The organism is Streptomyces sp. NPDC021100, assembly GCF_044333095.1.
In the GTDB taxonomy this organism is placed as follows: Bacteria; Actinomycetota; Actinomycetes; order Streptomycetales; family Streptomycetaceae; genus Streptomyces.
On the sequence record NZ_JBIRQH010000006.1, the window covers coordinates 130,551 to 155,778 of the forward strand.

The 25,228-nt window shown below is 76.0% G+C and carries 13 protein-coding genes and 3 pseudogenes; 10 read left to right on the forward strand and 6 right to left on the reverse strand.

All coding sequences use genetic code 11. From position 1 onward, the window contains the following. Nucleotides 1-16: 16 nt before the first annotated feature. From ACH4PU_RS14415 to ACH4PU_RS14430, 4 genes and pseudogenes are all read right to left on the reverse strand, one after another. A complete protein-coding gene (locus tag ACH4PU_RS14415; RefSeq protein WP_398271556.1) occupies nt 17-724 on the reverse strand; it encodes an SDR family oxidoreductase in 708 nt (235 codons plus the stop codon). Between the two features lie 449 nt (nt 725-1,173). Beyond that, nucleotides 1,174-1,488 carry a peptidoglycan-binding protein gene (locus tag ACH4PU_RS14420; protein ID WP_398271558.1) on the reverse strand — a complete coding sequence of 105 codons (315 nt, stop codon included), beginning with the start codon at nt 1,486-1,488 and terminating at the stop codon, nt 1,174-1,176. 172 nt (nt 1,489-1,660) lie between these two features. Then, nucleotides 1,661-2,410, reverse strand: a pseudogene (locus tag ACH4PU_RS14425) (GH25 family lysozyme); the annotation flags it as partial. Between the two features lie 131 nt (nt 2,411-2,541). Continuing rightward, on the reverse strand, nt 2,542-3,330 hold the full coding sequence (locus ACH4PU_RS14430) for a phosphotransferase (RefSeq protein WP_398271217.1): 789 nt from the start codon (nt 3,328-3,330) through the stop codon (nt 2,542-2,544). Between the two features lie 127 nt (nt 3,331-3,457). Here ACH4PU_RS14430 and ACH4PU_RS14435 point away from each other — a divergent pair, with 127 nt between their 5' ends. From ACH4PU_RS14435 to ACH4PU_RS14470, 8 genes and pseudogenes are all read left to right on the forward strand, one after another. Then, nucleotides 3,458-4,429, forward strand: coding sequence for a TIGR03557 family F420-dependent LLM class oxidoreductase (locus ACH4PU_RS14435; protein WP_398271219.1), 972 nt, complete (start codon nt 3,458-3,460; stop codon nt 4,427-4,429). 26 nt (nt 4,430-4,455) lie between these two features. Further along, complete coding sequence (locus tag ACH4PU_RS14440; protein ID WP_398271221.1) at nt 4,456-6,255, forward strand: thiamine pyrophosphate-requiring protein; 1,800 nt, start codon at nt 4,456-4,458, stop codon at nt 6,253-6,255. 6 nt (nt 6,256-6,261) lie between these two features. Next, entirely contained in the window at nt 6,262-7,377 is a 1,116-nt protein-coding gene (locus ACH4PU_RS14445) for an enolase C-terminal domain-like protein (RefSeq protein WP_398271223.1), read from the forward strand. 241 nt (nt 7,378-7,618) lie between these two features. Next, a pseudogene (locus tag ACH4PU_RS14450) lies at nt 7,619-8,202 on the forward strand (diguanylate cyclase). A gap of 59 nt (nt 8,203-8,261) precedes the next feature. Then, complete coding sequence (locus ACH4PU_RS14455) at nt 8,262-8,444, forward strand: hypothetical protein (protein ID WP_398271225.1); 183 nt, start codon at nt 8,262-8,264, stop codon at nt 8,442-8,444. 258 nt (nt 8,445-8,702) lie between these two features. Continuing rightward, nucleotides 8,703-9,371 (forward strand): hypothetical protein, encoded by a 669-nt coding sequence (locus ACH4PU_RS14460; RefSeq protein ID WP_398271227.1) that lies wholly within the window; start codon nt 8,703-8,705, stop codon nt 9,369-9,371. A gap of 693 nt (nt 9,372-10,064) precedes the next feature. Then, on the forward strand, nt 10,065-17,591 hold the full coding sequence (locus tag ACH4PU_RS14465; RefSeq protein WP_398271228.1) for an SDR family NAD(P)-dependent oxidoreductase: 7,527 nt from the start codon (nt 10,065-10,067) through the stop codon (nt 17,589-17,591). Between the two features lie 39 nt (nt 17,592-17,630). After that, a complete protein-coding gene (locus tag ACH4PU_RS14470; RefSeq protein WP_398271230.1) occupies nt 17,631-19,265 on the forward strand; it encodes an alpha/beta fold hydrolase in 1,635 nt (544 codons plus the stop codon). 1,021 nt (nt 19,266-20,286) lie between these two features. Here the strand turns inward: ACH4PU_RS14470 and ACH4PU_RS14475 are convergent. Then, nucleotides 20,287-20,733, reverse strand: a pseudogene (locus tag ACH4PU_RS14475) (FAD/NAD(P)-binding protein); the annotation flags it as partial. 176 nt (nt 20,734-20,909) lie between these two features. Between ACH4PU_RS14475 and ACH4PU_RS14480 the strand changes: the two are divergent. Both ACH4PU_RS14480 and ACH4PU_RS14485 read left to right on the forward strand, forming a co-directional pair. Further along, complete coding sequence (locus ACH4PU_RS14480) at nt 20,910-23,069, forward strand: MMPL family transporter (RefSeq protein WP_398271232.1); 2,160 nt, start codon at nt 20,910-20,912, stop codon at nt 23,067-23,069. Nucleotides 23,070-23,094: 25 nt separating this feature from the next. Then, a complete protein-coding gene (locus ACH4PU_RS14485; RefSeq protein WP_398271234.1) occupies nt 23,095-24,099 on the forward strand; it encodes a hypothetical protein in 1,005 nt (334 codons plus the stop codon). Between the two features lie 9 nt (nt 24,100-24,108). Here the strand turns inward: ACH4PU_RS14485 and ACH4PU_RS14490 are convergent, their stop codons facing one another. Further along, a complete protein-coding gene (locus ACH4PU_RS14490; RefSeq protein WP_398271236.1) occupies nt 24,109-24,972 on the reverse strand; it encodes an SDR family oxidoreductase in 864 nt (287 codons plus the stop codon). Nucleotides 24,973-25,228: the final 256 nt, after the last annotated feature.

Here is a 25,228-nt window from a genome sequence, read left to right on the forward strand (position 1 = left end):
GCCGGGTCAAGGCCGCCTACCAGGGCAGGGGTTCACCGTGCCGGAAGAAGCCGCCGGTGGGACCGGAATCGGGCAGGGTGGCGGCCCAGACGACACTGGCGGCGCCCCGCTCGACGGGCGCGCCGCCCGGGCCGCCCATGTCGGTGGCGATCCAGCCCGGACAGACGGCGTTGACCAGGACCCGCTCGGCCCGCAGTTCGTCGGCGAGCTTGCGGGTGAGGGCGTTGAGAGCCGCCTTCGAGATTCCGTAGGCCGGTGTTCCCCCGGACATGTGCTCCAGGGATCCGGATTCGCTGGAGACGTTCACCAGGCGGGGGTGGGCCGAGCGGCGCAGCAGCGGCAGGAACGCCTGCGCGGTGTGCCAGGCGCCGAAGAGGTTGGTCTCCAGGGTGCGCCGGACCTCGTCGAGGTCGACGGAGGCGGCGTGCCGGGCGGTGTCGTAGTTGACGGCGGCGTTGTTGACGAGGACGTCGAGGTGCCCGAACTCCTCCTCCACGCCGCGGGCGAGGCCACGGACGCCGTCGGCGTCGTTCACGTCGAGCCGGCGGGGCAGCAGCGTGCCGGGTACTCCGGGGGCCAGGTCGGCGACGGCCCGCTCGGCGTCCTCCCGGCGGCGGGCGCACAGCAGGACGGTGTGCCCGAGCGCGGCGAGCTGACGCGCCGTCTCCCGGCCGATTCCCCGATTGGCCCCCGTGACCAGCGATACCGGTGCGGCGGTGTTCATGTTCTCTCCCTGCTCTCCCTGCGCGGACGGTCGGGCCCCGGGCAGCACGCTATGCCGTCGTCCCGCGTCCGCGGATGAGGCCCGGCGCCCGGGCGGGCTGCGGCCTTGGACGTAGTCCTCACGGACCACGGCGGCCGGCGGCCATCGGTCCGACCCCGCCACGCGACCCGGTTCGGCCGGCTGCGGGTCGAGGGGGTCCCGCGCCGGCACGCCCGTGCCGGACGTGCCGCGACCCGCCTCACCGGACTCGCCTGCTGACGCTCCATGGGCACCTCGGACGACCGCGACGCCCCTGAGCCGTGGACCCGGCCCGTGACACGTCCCGCCCCTGGGCACGGCACACCCGACGGCCCGCCACCGGCGCCGGCCGCGCACCATGGCGCCGAGCTCGGAGCAGGCCGGATGCCGCCCGCTTGGCCCACCATCCGCCCCGCCCCCGGCGGTCCGCCTCACGACAGCAGGGCCTGCCACGTCGTCGGCCCCACCACGCCGTCGGCGTCCAGGTGCCATGCCGTCTGGTAGGCGGCGACCGCGTCGCGGGTGCCCGTTCCGAAGACGCCGTCGACGTCGAGGGCCGAGCCGTGCGCGACGAGGAGGTGCTGGGCCGCCTCGACGGCGGGGCCGGTGGAGCCGGTGCGGACGGTCTGGATGAGGGCCTGCCAGGTGTCCGGGCCGATGATGCCGTCGGCGGCCAGGCCGGCCGAGCGCTGGAAGGCGCTGACGGCGTCCCGGGTGGCGGGGCCGAACGCGCCGTCCGGGTCCAGGGTGGCGCCCCGGGGCGTTGAGCAGGTACTGGGCCGCGGTGACCTGCGGGCCGCGCTGTCCCTGGGCGAGCAGCGGCCAGCCGGCCGTCGGGGGCGGGGTGTAGGTGCCGTCGGCGAAGGAACGGAGGTCCTGGAGCGACCCGTTGAAGACGTCCTGGTCGCCGGGGAACGGGCCGCGGTCCGAGGTCTGCCAGATCGCGTACGTGGACCAGCCGGCGGGCAGCGGGTGGGCGGTGCCGTTGTGGTTGGCGACCCACAGCGGGAGCGTGGTGCCGAACTCCCGGGAACCTCCGGTGCACCGGGACCACCAGGAGACGTTGGTGTAGAGGGCCGGGTAGCGGCCGGTCCGCTCCCGGTACCGGTCGGCGAAGGCGTGGATCCAGGCGGTCACGGCGGCCGGTTTCAGCCCGTAGCAGGCGGGGACGCCGGCGTCGGGGTAGCCCTCGATGTCGAGTGCACCGGGCAGCGTCCGCCCGTCGGCCTGCCAGCCCCCGCCGGCGGCGAGGAAGGCGTCGGCCTGGGCGGCGCCGTCCGAGGAGTCGGGCCGGGCGAAGTGGTAGGCGCCGCGCACCAGTCCGGCGTCGGCGGCGCCGTCGTACTGCCGGGTGAAGAACGCGTTGCGGTAGGTCAGTCCCTCGGTCGCCTTCACATAGGCGAAGGAGGCGCCCGCCGCGACGGCGGCGGGCCAGTCCACGTCCCCCTGGTACGCGCTCACGTCGAGCCCCCGCACCGCGGTCCGCGCCTGGGGCGCCGGTCTCAGCGCCGGCTCCGGCAGGCTCGATCCGGCGTGGTGGCGCTCCTCCCCGCCGGCGACCGGCGGAACGGGGTCCTTTGCCCGCGCCGCGGCCGGTGGGGCCAGGAGGGAGAGGAGGACGGGGGCGAGGAGGGCGGCGGCAGGCAGCGGCCGGAGCGGTGACGTCATCGCGGGGCTCCCGTGGGTGCGGGCCGAGGCCGCGGCGGCCGGGGCGTGGGCGGGGTGTCCGGGATGCTAGCGAGGCGCGCGGGCCGGGGGAATGCCGCGTCCCGCCGCTCCACGACCCGTCGCGCCGCAGCTCACCCGTCCAGCAGCGCCCGCTCCCACTCCGCCGCGCGCCGCTCCGTGTACTCCGCGTCGGTGCGCCAGACGTCACCGTGCCCCTCGGCCCACATCCGGGTCCAGGGCTGTTCGCCGAGGGCGGCGCGGTCGCGCAGGAAGGCGTGCATCGCCCGGGCGCGCAGGGCCAGAAGGGGGACCAGGCGGCGGCGGTCCGGCTCGTCGAGGCCGTAGGCGTCCACGAGGACGCGCAGCCGGCGGGCCGCGTCGGCGTCGGCGCGCCGGACCCCGGGCCGGGCCGAGAGCGGGACGAAGCCGTGCGCGGCGTAGGCGAGGTCCCCGAGGCGGGTGCCGGGCGCGGCGGTGTCCGCGTCGATGAAGGCCCAGCCGGCGTCGCCGTCGGTCACCAGGTTCCAGGGGGCCAGGTCGTGGTGGGCGATGATCTCGGCGCCGTCGGCGGGGACGAGGGCCCGCCGGCGGGCGTCCGGCGGCGGGGTGAAGTCCCGGACGGCGTCGTGGAACGCGCGGACGGTCCGTCCCACCCGGGCCGGCCGCGCCTCGGGGTCGAGGAGGGCGAACCGGTCGGGCCAGACGACGTTGCCCGGCATGTACGTGAGGACCTCGCGGCCCTGGTCGTCGATGCCGAGCGGGCGCGGCGCGGCGGTGAAGCCGGCCGCGTGCAGATGGGTGAGGAGGGCGTGGACGGCGGGGGTCCAGGGGCCGGCGGGGCGGCGGACGGTGTCGCCGACGCGGACGACGCCCCCGCTGACGTTCCCGCCGGCCGGAGGCAGCTCGTCGTGATGGGTCATGGGGGGCGATTCTTCGCCACCGGGTGGCCGCACCCGCCACCGGTGGCGAGGTTTCGGCACGGCACCGCCGGGTTACCCGTCCGGTCTGAGCATGCCGGTCCCGGACGAGGAGGGAGTGTCCGCTCCGATGGCCCCCACGTACGGCTACTTCCTGTCCTGCGAGGAGCACTCCCCCGCGGACCTCGTCGAACAGGCCCGGATGGCCGAGGACGCCGGGTTCACCTCGTTGTGGATCTCCGACCACTTCCATCCGTGGACCGGCGAGCAGGGGCACAGCCCGTTCGTCTGGTCGGTGATCGGTGCGCTGGCGAAGGCGGTCTCCCTGCCCGTCGAAACCGCCGTCACCTGCCCGACCGTACGGATGCACCCGGTCGTCACCGCGCACGCGGCGGCGACCAGCGCCGTCCTGCTGGGACCCGGCCGGTTCCGGCTCGGGGTGGGCAGCGGCGAGGCGCTGAACGAGCACATCCTGGGCGGCCCGTGGCCGCGGGCGGCGGTCCGGCTGGAGATACTGGAGGAGGCCGTCCGGGTGATGCGGCTGCTGTTCGAGGGCGGTCAGGTCAGCCACGCCGGACGGCACTACACCGTGGAGAACGCCCGGCTGTACACCCTTCCGGACGAGCCGGTGCCCATCGATGTCTCGGCGTTCGGCCCGGCGGCCACGGAGGTGGCGGGCCGGTGCGGCGACGGGCTGATCACCATGAGCCCGGACGCGGCGGCGGTCGACCGCTTCCGGCGGGCCGGCGGCGCGGGCAAGCCGGTGTCCGGCGGAGTCAAGGTGTGCTGGGGTCCCGACCGGGACGAGGCGCTGCGCACCGCGCACCGGCTGTGGGCGGCGGAGCAGCTACCGGGCGAGCTGAACCAGGTGCTGCCGACGCCGGCCCACTTCGAGCAGGCGGCGGAGCTCGTCACTCCCGACCGGGTGGCCGCGGCGGTGACCTGCGGGAACGACCCCGAGGAGCACGCGGCGGCGCTGCGGGCGTACGCGGACGCCGGCTTCGACCGGGTCCACGTCAACCAGATCGGCCCCGACCAGCGGGGCTTCTTCGACTTCTACCGGACCGAGGTACTGCCCCTGCTCGCCGACGAGGCGGGCTGAGCGGACACTGAGCGGAGAGGTACACAGTGGCTGAGAAGGTCTCCGACCACATCCTGGCCCGGCTGCGCGAATGGGGCGTGGAGCGGGTCTTCGGCTATCCGGGCGACGGGATCAACGGGCTGCTGGCCGCCTGGGAACGGGCGGGCGACCAGCCGCGCTTCATCCAGGCGCGGCACGAGGAGATGGCGGCGTTCGAGGCCGTCGGGTACGCGAAGTTCAGCGGCCGGCTGGGGGTCTGCGTCGCCACCTCCGGCCCGGGCGCCATCCATCTGCTCAACGGCCTCTACGACGCCAAGCTCGACCACGTCCCGGTGCTGGCGATCGTGGGCCAGACGGCGCGCACGGCGATGGGCGGCGCGTACCAGCAGGAGGTGGACCTGCACGCGCTGTTCAAGGACGTGGCCTCGGACTTCGTGGAGACCGTCACCGTCCCGGAGCAGCTGCCGAACGTCCTGGACCGGGCGGCACGCACGGCGCTCGGCCGGCGGGCGCCGACGGCGGTGATCGTGCACGCCGACGTCCAGGAACTGCCGTACAGCGCGCCGGGGCACGCGTTCAAGATGGTGCCGTCCAGTCTCGACCACAGCGACTGGCAGGCGGCGCCGTCGGACGAGGCCCTGGAGCGGGCCGCGGAGCTGCTCAACTCCGGGCACCGGACGGCGATGCTGGTCGGGCAGGGCGCGGCCGGGGCCCGGGCCGAGGTGGAGCAGGTCGCGGACCTACTGGGGGCCGGCGTCGCCAAGGCCCTGCTGGGCCTGGACGTACTCAGTGACGACCTGCCGTACGTGACGGGCTCGATCGGCCTGCTGGGCACCCGTCCGTCGTACGAGCTGATGCGCGACTGCGACACCCTGCTGACCATCGGCTCCAACTTCCCCTACTCGCAGTTCCTCCCGGAGTTCGGCTCCGCGCGGGCCGTGCAGATCGAGCTGGACCCGCACATGGCCGGACTGCGCTACCCGTACGAGGTCAACCTCATCGGCGACGCGCGCGCCACCCTCCAGCGCCTGATCCCCCTGCTGCGGCGCTCCACCGACCGCGACTGGCAGCGGAAGGTGGAGGGGGGCGTGGCGCGCTGGAAGAAGGTGATGGAGGGCCGGGCGGCGGTGAGCGCCGATCCCGTCAACCCGGAGTACGTGGCCCGGGCGCTGTCCCCGCTGCTGCCCTCCGACGTGATCGTCACCTGTGACTCGGGTTCGGTGGCCAACTGGTACGCGCGGCACGTGAGCCTGCGCCCGCCGATGCGCGGTTCGCTCTCCGGCACCCTGGCCACCATGGGCAGCGGCGTGCCGTACGCGATCGGCGCCAAGTTCGCCCACCCGGACCGGCCGGTGGTGGCGCTGGTGGGAGACGGGGCGATGCAGATGAACGGGCTGGCCGAGCTGGCCACGATCGCCAAGTACCGGGCGGAGTGGGAGGATCCGCGGCTGGTGGTGGGGGTGTGGAACAACCACGACCTCAACCAGGTGACGTGGGAGATGCGGGCGATGAGCGGATCGCCGCAGTTCCTGCCGTCGCAGCAGCTTCCGGACGTGCCGTACGCGGACTTCGCCCGGTCGATCGGGCTGACCGGCATCAAGGTGGAGAAGCCGGAGGACGTCGAGCCGGCGTGGCGCGAGGCGCTGGCCGCGCCGGGGCCCGCGGTGGTGGAGTTCGTGACGGACCCGGCGGTGCCGCCGATCCCGCCGCACGCGGACTGGGACCAGATCGAGGCGACGGCCAAGGCCATCCTCAAGGGCGACACGGACCGGGCCGGGATGGTGCGGCAGGGCATCAAGGCGAAGGTCCAGGAGTTCCTGCCGCACCGGCACAAGAAGGAGTCCTGACGGGCCATGGGCGGTGACGGCAAGCCCGGTGGGCGGATCGACGGCCTGGACGTGGCGGCGTTCACCGTCCCGGCCGACGCCCCCGAGGCCGACGGCACGCTCGCCTGGGACGCCACCACGGTCGTGGTCGTGGAGGCGCACTGCGACGGGGTGACCGGCACCGGCTGGACGTACGCCCCCGCTGAGGCGGGCGCGGCCGTCACCGGCCTGCTGGCCGACCTGGTCGTGGGGCACGCGGCCATGGACGTCGCGGGGGCCAACGAGGCGATGGTCCGGGCCGTGCGCAACGCGGGACGGCAGGGGCTGCTGGGGTGCGCGGTGTCGGCGGTGGACATCGCGCTGTGGGACCTCAAGGCCCGGCTGCTCGACCTGCCCCTGGTCCGGCTGATCGGCGCGGTCGTGGAGGACGTGCCGGTGTACGGCTCGGGCGGCTTCACCACGTACCACGACACGCACATGGCGATGCAGCTCGACACCTGGGTGCGGGGGCACGGGATCGGCCGCGTCAAGATCAAGATCGGGGAGTCGTGGGGCCGGGAGGTCCACCGCGACCTCGAACGGGTGCGGCACGCGCGGGAGACCATCGGCCCGGAGACCGCCCTGTACGTGGACGCCAACGGCGCCTACAGCCGCAAGCAGGCGGTACGCGTCGGCGGGGCGCTGGCCGAGCTGGGCGTGGCCTGGTTCGAGGAGCCGGTGTCCTCCGACGACCTGGAGGGCCTGGCGGTCGTCCGCGACCAGTGCCGGTGCGACGTCGCCGCCGGTGAGTACGGGTACGACCCGGCCTACTTCGGCCGGCTGGCCCGGGTGGTCGACTGCCTCCAGGCGGACGCCACCCGCTGCGGCGGGCTGACCGGCTGGCTGCGGGCGGCGGCGGTCGCCCAGGCGCACGGCCTGGAGATCTCGGGGCACTGCGCGCCCCACGCGCACGCCCATGCGGCGGCGTGCGTGCCCAACCTGCGGCACCTGGAGTGGTTCCACGACCACGTGCGGATCGAGTCGACGCTGTTCTCGGGGGCCCTGGACCCGACCGGCGGAACGATCCGGCCCGGGGCCGACGGCGCCCCCGGGCACGGGATGGCCTTCCGCCGGGCGGAGGCGAGCCCGTACCGCGTCCTGTGAGGGCCGCCCCCTCTTCTTTGTTTGTCTTTGTCGCTCCCCTTTCACAAGGAAGGACCCTTTGCGCATGTTCCGTCAGCGCGGCGTCGCCGCTTCCCTGAGCTCGAAGACGTCCCTGGTGGCCAAGTCGCCGTTGATTCCCCGGCGTTCCCCGGTCTCCGCGTCTTCCTTGGCCGCCAAGACGTCCCTCGCCTCGGACCTGGCGTCCGAGGTCGCGGTGGAGAACGCCACCACCCGCTATCTGATGTACGGCCTGCTGCCCTCCTGGTTCATCCCGGGCGTGGCCGACTGGGTGATGCACCGGCGGACCCGCATCGAGGACACCTCGGGCACCAAGGAGTCGCTGATCCACGCGCTGATGATGACCGAGGTCGGCATCCCGGTCGCCCTCACGCTCCTCTTCGAGGTCAACCCGCTGCTGCTCTCGGTGCAGCTGGGCGCGACGGCCTGCCACGAGGCGACGGCGCTGTGGGACGTCCGGACGGCGGTGGACAGCGAACGGGACGTCAAGCCCGTCGAGCAGCACATCCACAGCTTCCTGGAGTCGCTGCCGTTCGCCGCCTGGCCTCCCTGATGTGCCTCCACTCCGACCAGGTGCGGTCCCTGCTGCGCGGCGGCGCCGGCGACCCGACGGCCTGGAAGCTCGTCCCACGCCGCCGCCCCCTGCCGGGCAAGTACCTGGCCGGGATCGCCCTGGCGGTGGGCACGTTCGTCGCGCTGCCCTACGGGGAGGAGCTCGTGCGGTGCGTCCGCCGGGGCGTGCGGCGGCGCGGGCGGAGGCGGGCGGAGGCGAAGGCCGAGCGGTACGACCGGGCGCTCGCGGGCTGAGACGTACCGGGACTCCGTGCCGGGCGGCGTTGTCGTACCCCGCTGCTACGGTCGCTTTCATGACGCACAGTGACCGCGCCTTGCGCATCCTCCACGCGCGCCCGGACCTGGCCGCCCTCGCGGCGTGGCCGTTCTCCTTCGACATCGGCCGGGCCGAGCACGTCGAGGAGGTACGGCTGGCCTCCGGCGCGCCGCTGCGGCCGATAGCCGGCGAGGACTCGGGCGGTACGTACTTCCTCTGAGCGGGCGGCGAGGTCCTGCACGCCGACTCGGAGGGCTCGGCCGGGCTGCTGGCCGAAAGTCTCGACGAAGCCCTGGAGATCCTCATCGGCCTGCCCGGGGAGGCCGGCTGTCTGTCGTCCGAGGACGATGACGCGACGCTGGCCCGGGGACTGGCCGAGAGCGAGGAGGAGTTCCGGGAGCACTACGGCCCGGAGTTCGACGCGGACCGCGAGCGGCTGCTGTCCGGGCTCGGCCTGCGACCGCGCCCGGCACGGGAGTTGCTCGCCGCCACGGAGCGCGCGGAGCGGCGCACGGAGCCCGACTTCGTCCTGCTCAACGCCGCCGAGGGCTGCGCGTACCAGGTGGATGAGACCCTGCGGGCGCCGGTCCGGGAGACGGTCCTCACCCCGGGCCGCGCCGACTTGGCGCTGATGCGCGCCGACACCGCCTGCCATGAGGCCGTCGCAGCAGACCCGGGGCGCCGGGCCGGCGTCCTGGCCGCCGTCCGCCACGACCACCGGCCGGAGGACGTGCCGTCGCTGCGCGCCCTGCTCCGGCACGGAGTCCGCGCGGGGGACCCGGCGGACCTGCTGTCGGGGGCGGCCGCCCCGCTGGCCCGGTACGGCGACGCCGCGGACCACGCCCTACTGCTGACGCTGCGCGGCGCCCTGCCCGGACTGCCCTCCTCTGCCAAGGACTTGGTGCGGTGGGCGACGGACGCCTTCCGCGCCGGCGCCCCCGCCCCGGAGGACGAACCCCCGCTCTTCTGGGCCCGCCTGGCCCGCCTCCAGGGCCAGACCGAGCTCGCCCGCGTCACCCTGATACGCCTGCTCGACGACGCCGGGCCGCGCGACGACGCTCTGGTGGCCGGACTCGTGGGCGAGTTCGAGGCGTTGGGAGACGCTTGGCAGGCGGAACGGGCGCGGCGGCTGCTGCCGCGGGGGTAGGCGGCGGGGGCAAGCGGCGGGGCCGAACCGGACCGGTCGCGGTGCGCCGCCGGCCCCGGACGGCGGACAGTGGCACTCCGGACTCACGCGCGGTCCACCGCGCGCCGTCCGGTGGCCCGTGCGCCCGGTGGCCGGGTCGTGGCGCCCCCTCCGCCCCGGTCGCCGGGACGCGCCGCGCATCCTGTCGGCCGCCGGGCTCCCCAGCCGGTGCCGGTGGACCCGGTACCGGCCCTTTCATGCCGCACCGCCTCCGGAACCCCGCCACCCCGCCTCCCCCTCGCCGGCTCGTCGCCGCCCGCCCGCGCGGGGGAGGTGACGACGCCGTTCCGCGCCGGAAAGCCGCCCTCGGCGCCCCGCCGGTACCGTCACGCGGCGCCGGTCCGGCGCCGGCTCGGAGCGGCGCGCGCCGGGGCGGCGCGGACGTGGGCGGAGCCAGGCCGCGTGCGGGGCGGGGGAAGGGGCCGGGGGACGGGCAGGGGGGGGCGAGAACCGGCCGGCGGGGGGGCCGGCAGCGCCGAGGGCGGCGCCCGAGCCATCGTCGGACACATAAGCCCTTCATCACACTGTCGCGGACGTGCCACCCTCCCCCCGCCGCACGGATGTGCACCCGGTTTTCGCCAATTGCCCTCCGGAAAGCCTCCCTTGCCCGGCACAGCGACAGGAGGGCAAGAGCCTTCGACAAGGGAGATGCCCGTGCCCCAGCACGCCCAGCACGCCCGGCGTGGCCGCCGCCACCGGACCGGCCCCTTGGACGACACCATCGCCGTCGTGGGGATGGCCTGCCGCTTTCCCGGTGGCATCGACTCCCCCGAGGGATTGTGGGAGGCGCTCGCGGCCGGCCGCGACCTGGTGGGCGAGGTGCCGCCGGACCGGTTCGACGCCCGTTTCTTCACGGACCCCCGGCGTCGACGGCCGGGCAAGAGCCGCACGGCGGCCGGGGGGTTCCTGGACTCGGTCGCGGAGTTCGACGCCGGCTACTTCGGCATCGCCCCGCGCGAGGCGGCACGGATCGACCCCCAGCAGCGGCTGCTGCTGGAGACGGCCGTCGAGGCCGTGGACGACGCGGGCCTGTGCCGCGAGGAGTGGGAGGGCACGGCCACGGGGGTGTTCGTGGGCATCTCCTCCCGGGACTACGGCGACCTCCAGACGAACCGCCCCGGGACGATCGACACGCACACCATGACCGGCATGGCGACCGCCATCGCCGCCAACCGGATCTCCCACCACTTCGACTGGCACGGCGAGAGCGTCGCCCTGGACACGGCGTGCTCGTCCGCGCTGACCGCCGTCCACCGCGCCTGCGCCCACCTGCGGGCGGGCATCGGCCCGGCGGCCCTGGCCGGCGGGGTGAACGTCCTCCTCAACCCCTTCGGGTTCGCCGGTTTCTCGGCCGCGTCGATGCTCTCGCCCACCGGCCGCTGCCGGCCGTTCTCCGCCGCGGCGGACGGTTACGTCCGCGCCGAGGGCGCGGCGGTGGTCGTACTCAAACGACTCTCCGACGCCCTCGCGGCCGGCGACCGCGTCCACGGGCTGATCGTGGCCACGGGCACGAACTGCGACGGCCGGACGCGCGGCCTGGCCCTGCCCGACCGCGCGAGCCAACAGGCCCTGCTGGAGGAGGTGTACGGCGGCGCGGGCATCGCCCCGGACGATTTGGTGTACCTGGAGGTGCACGGCACCGGCACCCCGGCGGGCGACCCGGTGGAGTGCGAGGCCGTCGGCCGCGCCCTGGGCTCGCGGCGCGCGGACGGCGCGCTGCCCGTCGGATCGGTGAAGTCGAACCTCGGGCATCTGGAGGCGGCGGCGGGCATGGCCGGGCTGGTCAAGGCCCTGCTGGTGCTCCGGCACGGCACGGTACCGCCGACGCTCCACGCCGAACCGCTCAGTCCCGCCATCGACTTCGCCGGCCTCGGCCTGCGCCCCGCGCTGCGTTCGGAACCCCTGGCCGAGCGTCCGCGCCCGGTCGTCGGCGTCAACAGCTTCGGTTTCGGCGGCGCCAACGCGCACGCCGTCGTGGCACCGGCGCCGGACGCCCGGGCCGGCGCCGTGGCCCTGCCCGCCCCTCGGGGCAACGGCCGCCCGAACCCGTTGCCGGTCGTGGTGACCGCGCACACCGCCCCCGCGCTGACGGTCGCGGCGCGCCGCATGGCCGACCGGCTGCGGGCGGTCCCGGACGCCGCGTTCCCCGACCTGGCGTACACCGCCTGCCGCCGCCGGACGCACCACGCCCACCGGGCGGTCGTGCTGGCCACCGGTCCGGCGGAGGCCGCCGAGGGCCTGGCCGGCGTCGCGGACGGCCGCCGGGTGGGGACGGCCGCGGCGGGGCGTGCGCAGCCGTGCGGCGGGATCGCCTTCGCCTTCTCCGGCAACGGCTCGCAGTGGTCCGGGATGGGCGCCGATCTGCTCAAGCGCGACCCGGTGTTCCGCGCGGAGCTGGAGCGCGTCGACGCCGCCCTCCGCCCCCACCTGGGCTGGTCGGTCCTGGACGCGCTCGCCGAGCCCGTCGGGCCGGACCGGCTGCGGCGGACCGAGGTCGCCCAACCGCTGCTGTACGCGGTGCAGTCGGGGCTGGTGGCCGTGCTCGACGCGCTGGGCGTCCGGCCGGCCGGCGTGCTGGGCCACAGCGTCGGGGAGGTCGCGGCCGCGCGGACCGCCGGGCTGCTGGACGCGGAGACGGCCGCCCGGGTCGTGGCCGCGCGCAGCCTGGCCCAGGCGCCCACCGCCGGACGGGGCCGGATGGCCGCCGTCGGGCTGCCGGAGGACGAGGCCCGGGCGGCCGTCGGGCCGTACGGCGGGCGGCTGGTGGTGGCCGCCGTCAACAGCCCGCGGGACGTGACCCTGGCCGGGGACGCCGCCGACCTCGCCGACCTGGGGGAACGGCTGGCGGCCCGCGGCGTCTTCCACCGCCCGCTGGATCTCGACTACGCCTTCCACACCCCGGCGATGGACCCGGTGGAGGAGCCGCTACGCGAGCTGCTGGGCGACGTTGGCGCCGCCGCCGGGTCCGTTCCCTTCGCCTCGTCCGTGACCGGCGGCCTGCTGCCCGGGGCCGCCCTCGACACCACGTACTGGTGGCACAACGTACGCCGCCCGGTGCTGTTCGGCGCCGCCGCGCGGACTTTGCTGGGCGAAGGCTGCGACGTGTTCGTGGAGATCGGCCCGCACCCGGTGACCGCCGGCTACCTCACCCGGCTCACCGGCCCAGACGGCGGCCGTCCCGCGGTCGTCCGGACGTGCACCCGCGACGGCGACGGCGTCGAGGAGACGCGCCGGGCCGTCTCCCAGGTCCTCGCGTACGGCGGACGGGTCGACTGGGGGGCGCACTTCCCCCGGCCGGGCCGAGTCGTCGACCTGCCCCCCGTCCCCTGGCAGCGCGAACGGCACTGGAACGGCGACCCCGGGTGGTGGCTCTCCCCCACCGACGGGGACGCGCCCCCGGCGCACCCCCTGCTCGGCACCCGCCTGCCCGGTCTCGAACCGTCCTGGTCGGGCCCGCTGGACCCCGCCCTGCTGCCCTGGCTGGACGACCACCGGGTGGGCGACAGCGTCGTCCTGCCCGGCGCCGCCTATCTGGAGGCGGCGTTCGCGGCCGCCGGGGAGACCTTCGACGGGCCCGTGGAGGTGCTCGGCCTGCGTTTCGCGCGGGCCCTGCCCCTGCCGGAGGAGGACGACGCGGCGACAGTGCGGTTCCAGGTCGCGCTCTCCGACGAGGACCACCTCTTCCGATTCTCCGCCAGGCCGGACGGCGCGGGTGACTGGCGGCTGCACGCCCGGGCCCGGGTCCGGCCGCTGCTGGACCCCGAACCGGAACCCGCCGGCCCGCCGGAACCCGCCGGGCGGGACGTCCGGGTGTGGGGCGCGGCGGAGCACTACGCCCGGGCCGTCCACTGCGGGGTGTCCTACGGGCCCGCCTTCCGGGTCCTCGACCGGCTCCGGTTCGACGACCGCGAGGTCCACGCCGACTACACGGCGGGAGTGGCCCTCGACGGGCTCCGGGCCCACCCGGTGATCCTGGACGCCGTCCTCCAGGCCGTCAATCCGCTGCTGCTCCCGGTCGGCGGGACCGATACACCGTTCCTGCCCGCCTCGATCGACCGGGTGCGGATGTGGCGGAGCCCGTCGGCGCGCGGCCGGATCCGGCTGCGGCTGCGCGAGCGCGGGCCCGCCGAGACGGTCTTCGACGCCGTCCTCCTCGACGCACAGGGCCGGACGGCCGTGGAGTTCACCGGGGCACGGGTCCGCCGCTTCGCGGCAGGCGGCGCCGCGCCGGTGCTCCGCTGCGCCGAGACCCTGCGGGCCAGGCACCATCCCCGCCTCCCCCACCCGGCCGCCGACGCCCCGCTGCCCCCGGCCCGGGAGCTCGCCGCCGCGGTCGGCCGGTGGCACGCGACGGCCGACGCTCTCGCCAGGGAGACCCGGGACCGGGCCTGTCGCCTGCGGGTCCTGGAGACCATCGCCCATTTCACGGCCGCCGCGGTGCTGCGGCTGCCGGCGGAGGCGGGGGCCGACAGCGCGGCGGCCTTCTCGCTTGACGACCTGGTCGCGGCGGGGATGGCGGACCGGCACCGCCGCTTCGTGGCCGCACTGCTGCCCGTCGCGGCGGAGCACGGGCTGCTGACCCGGCTGTCGGAGGCACCGGGCCGACCGCCGCGCTGGCGGGCCGCCGCCGCGCCGCGTCCCGGCCCCGTCCTGGACGCCGCCCTCCGCGCGTTCCCAGGAGCGGCGCCCCTCTTCACGCTGTACGCCCGGTGCGGAACGCACCTCGCGGACGTCCTGCGCGGCCGCCTGGACCCCCGGGAGATCCTCTTCGCCGATCCCGACCGGCATCTCATCGACCGGTTCTACAGCCACTTGCCGTTCATGGAGAACCGGCTGGGCGCCGCCCGGGAACTGCTTCGGGCGGTGGTCGCCGGCTGGCCCGCCGACCGGCCGCTGCGCGTCCTGGAGGTCGGCGGCGGCACCGGCGGGATGACCGACCGGCTGGTCGACGTGCTGCCCGCCGACCGGACGGAGTACGTCTTCACCGACGTCTCGCCCGCCTTCTTCCCGACGGCCCGGCGCCGCTTCTCCGGCCACGACGTCATCCGCTACGAGCTCCTCGACCTCAACCGCCCGGCCGGCGGGCAGGGATTCGCCGAGGCGTCGTTCGACGTGGTGGTCGCCCACCACTCGCTGCACGTCGCCCGGGACGTGCGGCAGGCGGTGGACGGGCTGGCCCGGTTGCTGGCGCCGGGCGGACTCCTGGTGGCCGTCGAGATGCACGACACCGCCTCGACCGCCGCCTTCTTCGGTCCCCTGGAGGAGTTCTGGTCCTTCACCGACACCGGCCTGCGGCCCGACTCGCCTCTTCTGCCGCCCGAGCGGTGGGAGGAACTGCTGACGGTCTGCGGCTTCGAGGACGTCATGGCCCTGGGCGCCGATCCGGCGGATCCCACCCCCACCACCACCGTGCTGACCGGGCGGCGCCCCCGGGGCGGCGCCGTCGCCCGTCCCGCTCCCCCGCCGCCCGCCAAGGGACGCTGGGTGATCGCCGCAGAACAGCCCGACGGGGCGCCCGCCCGCGAACTCGCCGCCCTGCTGGCCGACGCCGGCGCCGCCGTGCACCGCACCGCACCGCCCCGGGACGCCGCCGGCTGGGCCCGGGCCTGGGCGGCACCGGCGGGAGAGGAGCCGTGCCGGGTGGTCCTGCTGACGGACGGGGAGCCGCTGCCGGCGGACCCCGCCGCCCGCACCGCGCACGCCGTGCGCAGGACCGCCGTCCTGGCCGCCCTCGCCCGCGCCTACGCCGTCCCCGGAGCCGCGCCCGTCTCCGCGCTGTGGCTGGTCACCCCGGCCGGCGCCGTGCTGCCCGGCCCGGCGGAGGCCGTCCGCCCCGACGACGCCGTGCCCTGGGCCGCCGCCCGCTGCCTGGCCACCGAGCACCCGGCCCTCACGGTCCGCCGGATCGCCGTCGCCCCCGGCACCGGCGTGGAACGCCTGGCCCTGGACCTGCTCGACCCCGACGACGAGGACGAGGTCCTGCTCACCCCGGGCGGCCGGTTCGCGGCCCGGGTCCGGCCCCTGCCCCCGCCCCGGCGGGAGTCCCGGCCCGCACCCTACCGGCTCGAAGTACACGATCCCGGCCTCTCCCACCGCCTGGCCTGGGCCCCGGCCGCACCGCCCGCCACGGGCCCGCACGGCGTACGCATCGAGGTACGCGCGGCGGGGCTCAACTACCGGGACGTGATGGAGAGCGTGGGGCTGCTGCGTCCGGGCTCGGCGTCGGTCACCGAACAGGGGCAGTGCCTGGGGCTGGAGTGCGCGGGCGTGGTCACGGCCGTCGGCCCCGAGGTCACCGGCCTGGCCCCGGGCGACCGGGTGTGCGCCATGGCACCCCGCTCCCTGGCCTCCCACGTCGTCGCCGACCGGCGGCTGACCGGCCGGATCCCCGACGGCATGGGCTTCGCCGCCGCGGCCACCCTGCCCGTCGTCTGGCTGACCGTCCACCACGCGCTGGAGCACCTCGCCCGGCTCGCCCCCGGTGAGACGCTCCTGCTGCACGGCGCGGCCGGCGGCGTCGGCCTCGCCGCGCTGCGCTTCGCCCGCGCCCGCGGCGCCCGGGTGATCGCCACGGCCGGTACCCCGGCCAAACGGGACCTGTTGCGGCTGCTGGGCGCCGAGCACGTCCTGGACTCCCGCGACCTGGCCTTCCCCCGGCAGGTCCGGGAGCTGACGGACGGCCGCGGCGTGGACGTGGTGCTCAACTCCCTCGCCGGGGAGGCCCTGGTGCGCAGTGCCGAACTGCTGCGGGCCGGCGGCCGGTTCGTCGAGCTCGGCAAGCGGGACATCGAGGGGGACGGCCGACTGCCGATGGCGCTGTTCCACCGGAGCCTCTCGTTCTTCGCGATGGACCTCAACCAGCTGCTCCAGGCCGACGCCCTGCCGCCGCAGGTGCCCTGCGAGGTGTTCGACCGGGTGCGGGAGGGCGCCTACGCGCCACTGCCCCGGGAGGAGTATCCAGCCGACCGGGTCTACGAGGCGTTCCGGGCCCTGCGCCACTCCCGGCACGTGGGCAAGGTGGTGGTGACCTTCGACGAACCGCCGCCGGTCGGGACGGACCGGACGCCCCCAGGGCCGGACCCCGACGCGTCCTACCTCGTCGTCGGCGGGCTGAGCGGGCTCGGAGCGGCGTTCGCCCGGCATCTCGCCGACAGCGGCGCGCGTCATCTCGTCCTGGCCGGGCGGCGGGGCGAGGCCACACCGGGCGCCCGGGAGCTCGTCGACGAGCTGGCCGGCCGCGGGGCGCGGGCGACGGTCCGCGCCGCGGACGTGTGCGACCCGGCGGACGTGGCCGCGCTGGTGCGGGACGCCCGGGTGGCGGGCCGGCCGCTCAAGGGGGTCGTGCACGCCGCGATCGCCCTGGACGACGCCCCGCTGGCCGAGCTCACCGAGGACCGCATCCGCACCGCGCTGGCCCCCAAGATGCTGGGCGGCCTGCTGCTGGACGCCGCCACCGCCGGCGACCCGCTCGACTTCTTCGTCTGCTGCACCTCCCTGGCCGCCGTCGTCGGCAACAACCACCAGGCCGGCTACGCGGCCGGGAACCTCTTCCTGGACGCCCTGGCCCGGTCCCGCAGGGCGGCCGGACGCCACGGCCTCTCCGTCGCCTGGGGGGTCATCGGCGACACCGGGTACGTGTCCAGGACCGGGCTGGACACCGTCCTGGTCCGTTCCGGTCTGGGGGCCCTGACCGCGGCGGAGGCGTGCTCCGAGCTCGACACGCTGCTCGCGGCGGACGCCACGGCGGTCTCCGCCGCCCGGCCGGACTGGGCGCGGCTGGCCACGCGTTTCCCGGTGGTCTCGACACCCCGTTTCGCGGGGTTGTTCACCCTGGCGCGGACCGAACGGGAGGACTCCGCACGGCGGTTGCGGCGGCGGTTGGCCGAGGCCGGCCCCGACGAGGCGCGCGAGCTGGTGGCCGAGACCGTGAGCCGGGCGATCGCCGACGTCCTGCAGACGGACCCCGGCCGGCTCGACCGGCAGCGGCCACTGGACCGGCTGGGCCTGGACTCGTTGATGGCGGCCGAGCTCGTGGGCGTCCTCGCGCGCCGGCTGGGATGCGAGATCCCGGCGGTGGAGCTCATGGACGCGAGGAGCATCACCAGCCTCGCGGAGCGGGCCCTGACCCGGCTCGGTCGCGGCACGCCCACGGACGCCGGAGTCCCGGCCGGGAATCCGTGACACCGCGCTCCCGCCCCCGACGACGACCGAAGGGAATCCATGATCCGTCTCCGCCTCCCCCGCTCCCTGTCCCCCGCCCGGCGCCGGGCGGGCCGAAGACTCCGGCGCGCGGCCGGCGCGCTGGCCGTCGCCGCCGCCACCGCGCTCTCCTGGCCCGTACCGGCCGTGCGGGCGGACGGGCCGGAACGGGTGACCGTCCGTCCGGTCGTCATCCCGGGGCAGGGCGGCGTTCCGCTGCGCGGCAGCGCCGCCGAGCCCGGCACTCCCGGCAGCCACCCCCTGGTCGTCTTCGTCCGGTCCTGGCTGGTCGACGAGTCCTTCTTCCGCAGGAGCCAGCTCGCCCTGGCCCGCCGCGGCTACACCGTCGTCCTGTACGCGGCCCGGGGACACGGGGGTTCGGGCGGCCGGTCGGACCTGACCGGCCCGCTGGACCAGGCGGACGTGTCCCGTGTCATCGACTGGTCGCTGGCCCACACCACGGCCGACGCCCGCCGCATCGGCACGCTGGGCCTCTCGTACGGCGGGGCGCTGAGCCTGCTCGGCGCGGCGGCCGACGCGCGCGTCTCGGCCGCCGCCGCGCTGAGCGGCTGGACGGACACGAGAGAGGTGCTGTGGTCCAACGGCACCCCGTTGCCGCCCGGACTCGGGTACGCGCTGACGGGCGCCGTCCGCGGCGCGTCCGACGACCGCGGCGGCCCGCTCCGCGACGTGATGGCCCAGGACGCCCGCCGGCTGGAGGCCTGGGCCGCGCCCCGCTCGGCGGTCACCTACCTCGACCGGTACAACCGGCGGGGCACGGCCCTGTTCATCGCCCAGGCATGGGGTGACAGCTACACGCCCCTGGGGTCGAAGGGCGAGTTCTTCGACCGGCTCCGGGGCCCGAAGCGCATGGAGATCCGGCCCGGGGACCACGTCGGAGCCGAGCTGGGCGGAGCCGTGCTGCCGAACGAGGTGTGGGAATCCGCCTTCCGCTGGCTCGACCACGCGCTCCGGGGCGTGCCCAACGGGGTGGACGCCGAGCCGCCCCTGCTGGTGAAGCCGGTGAACAGCGGTCCCCTCTTCGGCGCGGCCCGGCCCTTCGAGGGGTACCCGAGCTGGGCGGCGATGACCCGGACGACCCGCCGGCTGCACCTGGGGGCGGGCGGCGCTCTGACGGACGTCCCGGGAGCGGCGGCGCGAACGCGGCTGACGGCCGGATTCGGCACGGTGGCGGACAGCGGGGTCATCGCCGTCCAGCGGTTCCTGGAGTCCGTCGCCGGGGCCCAGGTGCCCCGGCCGCTGGCCCTGGTCCCGCGCGGTACCGGGGCGGTGTGGGCCTCCGAGCGGCCGGACGCGCCGTGGCCCGTGCGCGGCACGCCCCGCGTACGCCTCACGGTCACCCCCTCCGCCGCCCGGGGGACGCTCGTGGTCTACCTCCTCGACGTGGACCGGTTGGGCATGGGACGGCTGATGACCTGGGCGCCGTACACCTTCGACGGGCAGGTCCCGGGCCGGGCGTTCACCGCCGGATTCCCGCTCAGGCCGACGGCCTACGACCTGCCCGCGGGCCACCGCGTGGGGCTGGTGATCGGGACGACGGATTCCCAGGTGCTGTCCCGCAACCGGCCGTTGGCCCCGGTGGAGGTCTCGTCGTCCGCGGACTCGCCGTCCTGGGTCGACGTGCCGCTGCGCTGACCGTCCGGCCGTCGCGGAACGGACCGTCCGCGGCGGCCAGATCGCGGGCGACGAGCCCGCTCTGGTGGACGAGGCTGGGCATGCCGAAGTGGAAGAGGACCCCGCCGCGGGTGGCGTGGCCGAGCGCGTGGAGGGCCGCCGGCCCGAGGCCGGCCCCGGGGACGCGGTGGGTGCGCCGCTCGGTGCGCAGGCCGCCGAGCGGGTGGGCGGCCCCGGGGAGCACGGCGACGGAGGCCTCCGCCGCGCTGGGCGAACCGGAGCCGGGGGCACCCGGGTTGAGCGCGTTGAAGAGGACGTCCACGTGGTGTGCGGTGCCGTGGGCCACAAGGTCGAATCCGCCGCCCGGGGCCGGCGTCACCCGCGTCAGGCCGTCCGCGCCCCGCAGCCGGCCCGCGTCGTGCAGGCGCAACAGCAGCTCCGCCCGGTGCCGGGGCATGGGGCAGCACAGGCTGGTGACGGCGCGGCCGAAGCGGTTCCACAGGGCGGCCTGTTCGTCCTCCGGCAGCAGGGCCCACGCCTGTCCGGCGAACCGCGGGAGGGCCTGGCGGAGGACGGCGAGGGCGGCCCCGCCGGCCCCGGGGTCGGCCAGTCGGCGGCGCAGCCGCTCGAAGGGCGGCTCTCCGGCGGCCAGTTCGCTCCACAACGTGGTCTCCGGGCAGCCGGCGTCGCGCAGTTCGGCGGTGAGCAGCGCCCGGAGCTCCCGGGAGACCGGCCGGCCTTCGGCGGCCGCCAGTGCCTCCAGGCGCGGCAGGGTCAGGTGGCGGAGGGGCGGCGGCGGTCCGGCCGGGGCCACGGACGGCAGCAGGCCGCTCCGCGACGCCAGGAGCACGGGCCCCCGGTGGCCGCGGGCCGCCAGGGCAGCGACGATGTCCACGGCCGTCAGTCCGGAGCCGAGGACGCCCACGCGGTCGTCAGGTCCGACGTCGCGCAGGGTGCGGGCGAGGGGGAAGGGCACGGCGACGTAGCGGGGGGCGGCGGCGAGCTCGTACGGATCCGCCGGGGCGGCCGGGCCGGCGCAGAGGACGACGTGGTCGAAGTGCCCGTCCCGCCCGTCGGCCGTCGTCACCCGCGTCCCGTCCCCCTCCGGGACCAGTCGGCGGACGTGGGCGGGGACGGCGTGCAGCCGCCAGCCCCGGCCGGCGAGCCGGCGCCAGGTCCGGGAGAGCGTCTCGGCCAGGTAGTCGCCGTAGAGGGCGCGGGCGGTGAGGCCGTGGGCGTCGACGGATCCGGGGGCGCGGGCGGCGAGCCGGCGCAGGGCGTGGGTGGGGTCCGCGGCCCGCAGGGACATGTGGGACAGGGGAATGTTGGTGATGACGTCGGGGCCGTCGGGCTGGTAGGCCCGGCCGCGCCAGGGGAAGGGAGCGCCGTCCAGTACGGTCAGCTCGCAGGGTCCGGTCAGCGTCGCGGCGAGACTTTCGACCACGCACGCACCGGCCGCTCCCGCCCCTATGACTGCGATACGCCGCATTCGCGGAACATACCCGGGGAATCACGTGGGAATTCACGGGCGTGCTTGTCCGACCATCACTTCATTTTCTTCGCGGAAGGCGGGGAATTTTTCTTTCTCCCCGGGGTCGGACCGTCCGCGAAAAGAGGGAAGGGACAGAGGGGCGGCGGCCGTTCGGCGCCGGAGGGGACCGGGGGATGCGTATGACACGCTCGGCTCGTGTGGTGCTCGCCGTCGCGGCGGTCGCCGTAGCGTTCCTGGGCTGGGCCGGCCTGACGGGTCTCGGCCGGCTCGCCAACAGCGGTTTCCTGCCCGACGGCACCGCCCTCCGCGCGGACGACGCCGTGCTCGGCGCCCGCTACGGGGCCGCGGACCCGGACCTGGTCCTGCTCGTCAGCCCGGTGTCGCGGACGGCGGACGTGGACTCCGCGCCCGTGGCCGAGGCGGGGCGCGCCCTGGAGCGGCGGGTGGCCGCCGCCCCGGGGGTCGTCTCCGCGGCCTCCTACTGGACGGTGAAGGACCCCGCCCTGCGCGCCCGGGACGGCCGTACCGCCCTGGTCACCGTGGACCTCGCGGCGGACGAGGGCACGGCCACCCGGACGGCCCGTACGCTCGTTCCCCGGCTGACCGGCGAGCGCGGCCCGGTCGCGGTCGCGGCCGCCGGGCCCGCCTGGGTGAGCGCCGAAGGGCTGCGGGAGAGCCGCCGCGACCTGCTGACCGGCGAGCTCATCGCTCTCCCGCTGACCGCCCTCGTCCTGCTGTTCGTCTTCCGTTCGGCGGTGGCCGCCCTGATCCCGCTGATCACCGGGGTGCTCGCGGTGGTGGGGGCGCTGGCCTGCCTGGGCGCGCTGGCCGCCGCCATGGAGATCTCCGTCTACGCGGCGAACATCTCCTGCGCGCTGGGGCTCGGACTGGCCGTGGACTACGGCCTGTTCGTGGTGACGCGCTTCCGCGAGGAGCGCGCGGCGGGCGTCCCGCTCCCGGAGGCCGTGGCACGCGCCCGGCGCACGGCGGGACGGACGGTGGTGGTGTCCGCCGGGATCGTCGCCCTGTCCTCGTGCGCCCTGTTCGCCGTCCCCTTCGGCTTCCTGCGCGCCGTCACCGTGGCCGTCCTCCTGGTCGCCGCGCTGTCCGCGGCGGTGGCCGTGCTGCTGGTGCCCGTGCTGCTGCGCGCCTGGGACGGCCACCTGGAGCGGTGGGACCTGTTCGCGCGGCTCCGGCGGGCCGGCCCGGCCGGTCCGGAGCGGTCCGGCGCCTGGCGGCGGATCGCGACGACCGTGTGCCGGCGGCCCGTGCTGTGCTCGGCCGGCGCCCTGGCCGTCCTCGCCCTGCTCGCCCTGCCGTCGGGGCACGTCCGCTTCGCCCCGGGCGACGCCCGCTCCCTGTCGGCGGAGAGCGGCCCGTACCGCGCCGCCCAGCGGCTGGAACGGGACTTCTCGCCGGCGCCCGACCGCGTCCTGACCGTCGGACTGCCGCCCGGCACGGAGCGCGCCGAACTCGACACTCACGCGCGGCGGTTGGCGGTCCTCCCCGGCGCGGCCGAGGTCCGTACCGCGACGGGCCGCTACATCGGCGCCACCCGCCGGCCCCTGCCCGAGGGGGCGTCCGCGCGGTACGCCACCCCGGGCGGCCCGCTGCTCACCGTCGTCTCACGCGCCGGCCCGGCCGCGCCGGAGGCCCAGCGGCTGGCCCGGGACGTCCGGGCGCTGTCCGCGCCGGGCGGCCGGAGCCGGGTGAGCGGCGAGGCGGTGCGGGCCGCCGACACCCGGGACGCGCTCGTCGGCGCCCTGCCCCTCGCCTGCGGGGCGGCGGCGGCCGTGACCGCGCTGCTGCTCGGCCTGTTCACCCGCAGTCTGCTGATCCCGCTTAAGGCTGTGGCCGTGGCGGCCGTGAGCCTGGGCGCCTGCCTCGGCTGCCTGGTCCACGTCTTCCAGGACGGCCATCTTGGTTTCCTGTTCGGCGGCATCCCGGCCGCCGGCTTCCTCGACGGCACCCTGGTCCTGCTGGCGCTGATCGTGGCCTACGCCCTGTCCGTGGACTACGAGGTGTTCCTCCTCGCCCGCGTCCGCGAGTCCTATCTGGCGTCCGGTGACAACACCGCCTCCGTGGTCCACGGCGTGGAGCGCACCGGCCGGCTGGTGACGGCGGCCTCACTGATCGTGGTGTGCGCGATGGTGGCGCTGACGAGTTCCGACATCACCACGCTGAAAATGGTCGGCACCGGTCTGTCGGTGGGCGTCGTGGTCGACGCCACCCTGGTCCGCGGCGTCCTCGTTCCCGGTCTGATGACGCTGGCGGGCCGCTGGAACTGGTGGCTGCCGGGCCGCCGCCGCGCCCCCGTCGTCCGTGAGCCCTGAACTCCCCCGCCACAGAAGGAGCAGCATGCGTATCGCGTCCGCCGTCGGAGTCCTGTCCAGCGCCCTGTGGCTGCCCGCCGGCCGGAGCTCGGTGGAGGACGCGGTGATCGACGGGGTGCTCGACGACGTCCGGGACGCGCCGCCCGATGTCACCGAGGTGCCCCGGACCCGGGGCGAGACGCCGGAGTTCATGGCCGCCGAGGCGGTCCGCCGGGCCCTGGCCGAGGCCGGCCGTGCACCGGAGGACCTCGACGCCCTGGCGTACGCCTGGGTGCTCCGCGCGGGAAACGCCCCGTACTCGCCGCCGTTCCGGCTGGCCAAGGAGCTGTCCGTCGGGGACTGTTCGACCGTCGGCGTCGTCCAGGCGTGCAACGGCGGGGCCGCCGCCGTGGAGACGGTGGTGACGCGGATGCTCACCGACGACCGGATCGGCCTCGCGGCGGCCGTGTCGTCCGACACCTTCGAGGAGTACGGCAGCCAGCGCTGGACCGCGCCCACGATGATGGTCGGCGGGGACGGGGCGGCGGCCGTCGTGCTGTGCCGGGGGCCCGGGCGGCTGGCCCTGCGCTCCCTGGTGAGCCGCGCCCACACCTGCGCGGACATCATGGAGGCCGGTCAGGACCTGCGGCACCGGCTGCCGGGCGCCGACGGCCCCCAGGACGAACGCCGGCTGAAGGAGGCCGCGCACAGCGTGGAGCGGTTCGGCGCCTGTCTGACCTCGGTGGTGGAGGAGGCCCTGGCCGACGCGAACCTGGACGCGGCCGACCCGGGCATCACGGCCGTCCTGCTGCCGCGGCTGGCCACGCCGTTCACCGAGACGTTCGTCCGGCCCGTCCTCCCCGCGCCCCTGCGGGAGAAGGCGTCCGTCCCCGACCCGCACACCGGCCACCTCGGGGCGGGCGACGCGCTCGCCAACCTGGAGTTCGCCCGGCGCCGAGCCGTCGTGGCGCCGGGCGAGCACCTGCTCGTCGTCAACGGCGGGCAGGGGGTGGCGGCTTCCTGCATGGTGCTCACGCCAGGGAACGGCTGAGGCCGGGGCTCATCCCCCGAGGCCGGGCGGCACCGGTCCGTACAGCCCGGCCGCCCGGCGCAGGAGGCCGTCGGTCAGCGCGGACGGTACGCAGCGGGCCGCCCGGACGAACAGCGTCTCGCGCCCGACGCGGTAGCGCGCGGCCGGGCGCCGCTCGCCGACGGCCCGGCGGATCGCGTCCGCCGCCTCCTCCGCCGGCGGGAAGGGCCGCCGCCGGGCCAGCCCGCCCAGGGCCACGACGTAGGCGTTCTGGTGGGACGAGTCGCCCTCGGTGGCCAGCCGCATGAGCCGGCCGGCTCCCAGCGGGATCATCCGCGTCTCGTAGTAGCCCGGTTCGACGAGGCTGACCCGCACTCCGAAACGGGCGTTCTCCATGCGCAGGGAGTCGCTCAACGCCTCCAGCCCGTGCTTGCTCGCGGCGTACCAGCCGTTGAACGGCGCGGCCATCAGCCCGGCCAGGGACGTGACGTTGACGATGCGCCCGGCGCCCCGACGGCGCATCGCGGGCAGCGCCCACCGGCAGACGCGGGCCGCGCCGAGCAGGTTGACCTCCAGAATGTGCCGCGCCTCGTCGTCCGTGACGTCCTCGACCGCGCCCATGAGCTGGACGCCCGCGTTGTTGACGACGGCCCAGGGGCCGCCGGCGGTCAGCTCGTCGATCTCGGCGAAGGCCGCCTCACAGCTCTTGGGGTCGGCGACGTCCAGCAGGACGGTCCGCGCGGAGACATCGGCGTCCCGGAGGGACGCCGTGAACTCCCCCGCCTTCTCCTCGGTCCGTACCGTGCCGATCACGTCGAGGCCGCTGCGGGCCAACGCGATGACGGCCGCCCTGCCGATCCCGCTGTTCGCTCCGGTGACGACCACACTGCGCATACGAACTCCCCGGGTCGCGGACGGTGTTCATGGGGAAACCGCCTCCATGAATACCCGTGACGCGCGGCCGGGATTCCCCTCCGCGAGAAGGCATCCATCGACCGGGAATCCGTCGGATTTTCATACCGACCGTTCTCCGGTTTCCGTCTCTCCGACGGGGTATAGATGGTGGGGCCCCTACTGGTCGACTCGACGGAAGAGAAGGGGATTTGACACCGCATCCCTATTCCCGCATCGCCGCCGTGGCTTCCTTTCT

What these genes read in the sequence shown, in the direction of transcription:
- ACH4PU_RS14435 (WP_398271219.1), top strand. Translation starts at nt 3,458, where the DNA reads ATGGCCCCCACGTACGGCTACTTCCTGTCCTGCGAGGAGCACTCCCCC.
- ACH4PU_RS14455 (WP_398271225.1), top strand. Translation starts at nt 8,262, where the DNA reads ATGACGCACAGTGACCGCGCCTTGCGCATCCTCCACGCGCGCCCGGAC.
- ACH4PU_RS14430 (WP_398271217.1), bottom strand. Translation starts at nt 3,330, where the DNA reads ATGACCCATCACGACGAGCTGCCTCCGGCCGGCGGGAACGTCAGCGGG.
- ACH4PU_RS14415 (WP_398271556.1), bottom strand. Translation starts at nt 724, where the DNA reads ATGAACACCGCCGCACCGGTATCGCTGGTCACGGGGGCCAATCGGGGA.
- ACH4PU_RS14470 (WP_398271230.1), top strand. Translation starts at nt 17,631, where the DNA reads ATGATCCGTCTCCGCCTCCCCCGCTCCCTGTCCCCCGCCCGGCGCCGG.
- ACH4PU_RS14445 (WP_398271223.1), top strand. Translation starts at nt 6,262, where the DNA reads ATGGGCGGTGACGGCAAGCCCGGTGGGCGGATCGACGGCCTGGACGTG.
- ACH4PU_RS14490 (WP_398271236.1), bottom strand. Translation starts at nt 24,972, where the DNA reads ATGCGCAGTGTGGTCGTCACCGGAGCGAACAGCGGGATCGGCAGGGCG.
- ACH4PU_RS14480 (WP_398271232.1), top strand. Translation starts at nt 20,910, where the DNA reads ATGCGTATGACACGCTCGGCTCGTGTGGTGCTCGCCGTCGCGGCGGTC.
- ACH4PU_RS14485 (WP_398271234.1), top strand. Translation starts at nt 23,095, where the DNA reads ATGCGTATCGCGTCCGCCGTCGGAGTCCTGTCCAGCGCCCTGTGGCTG.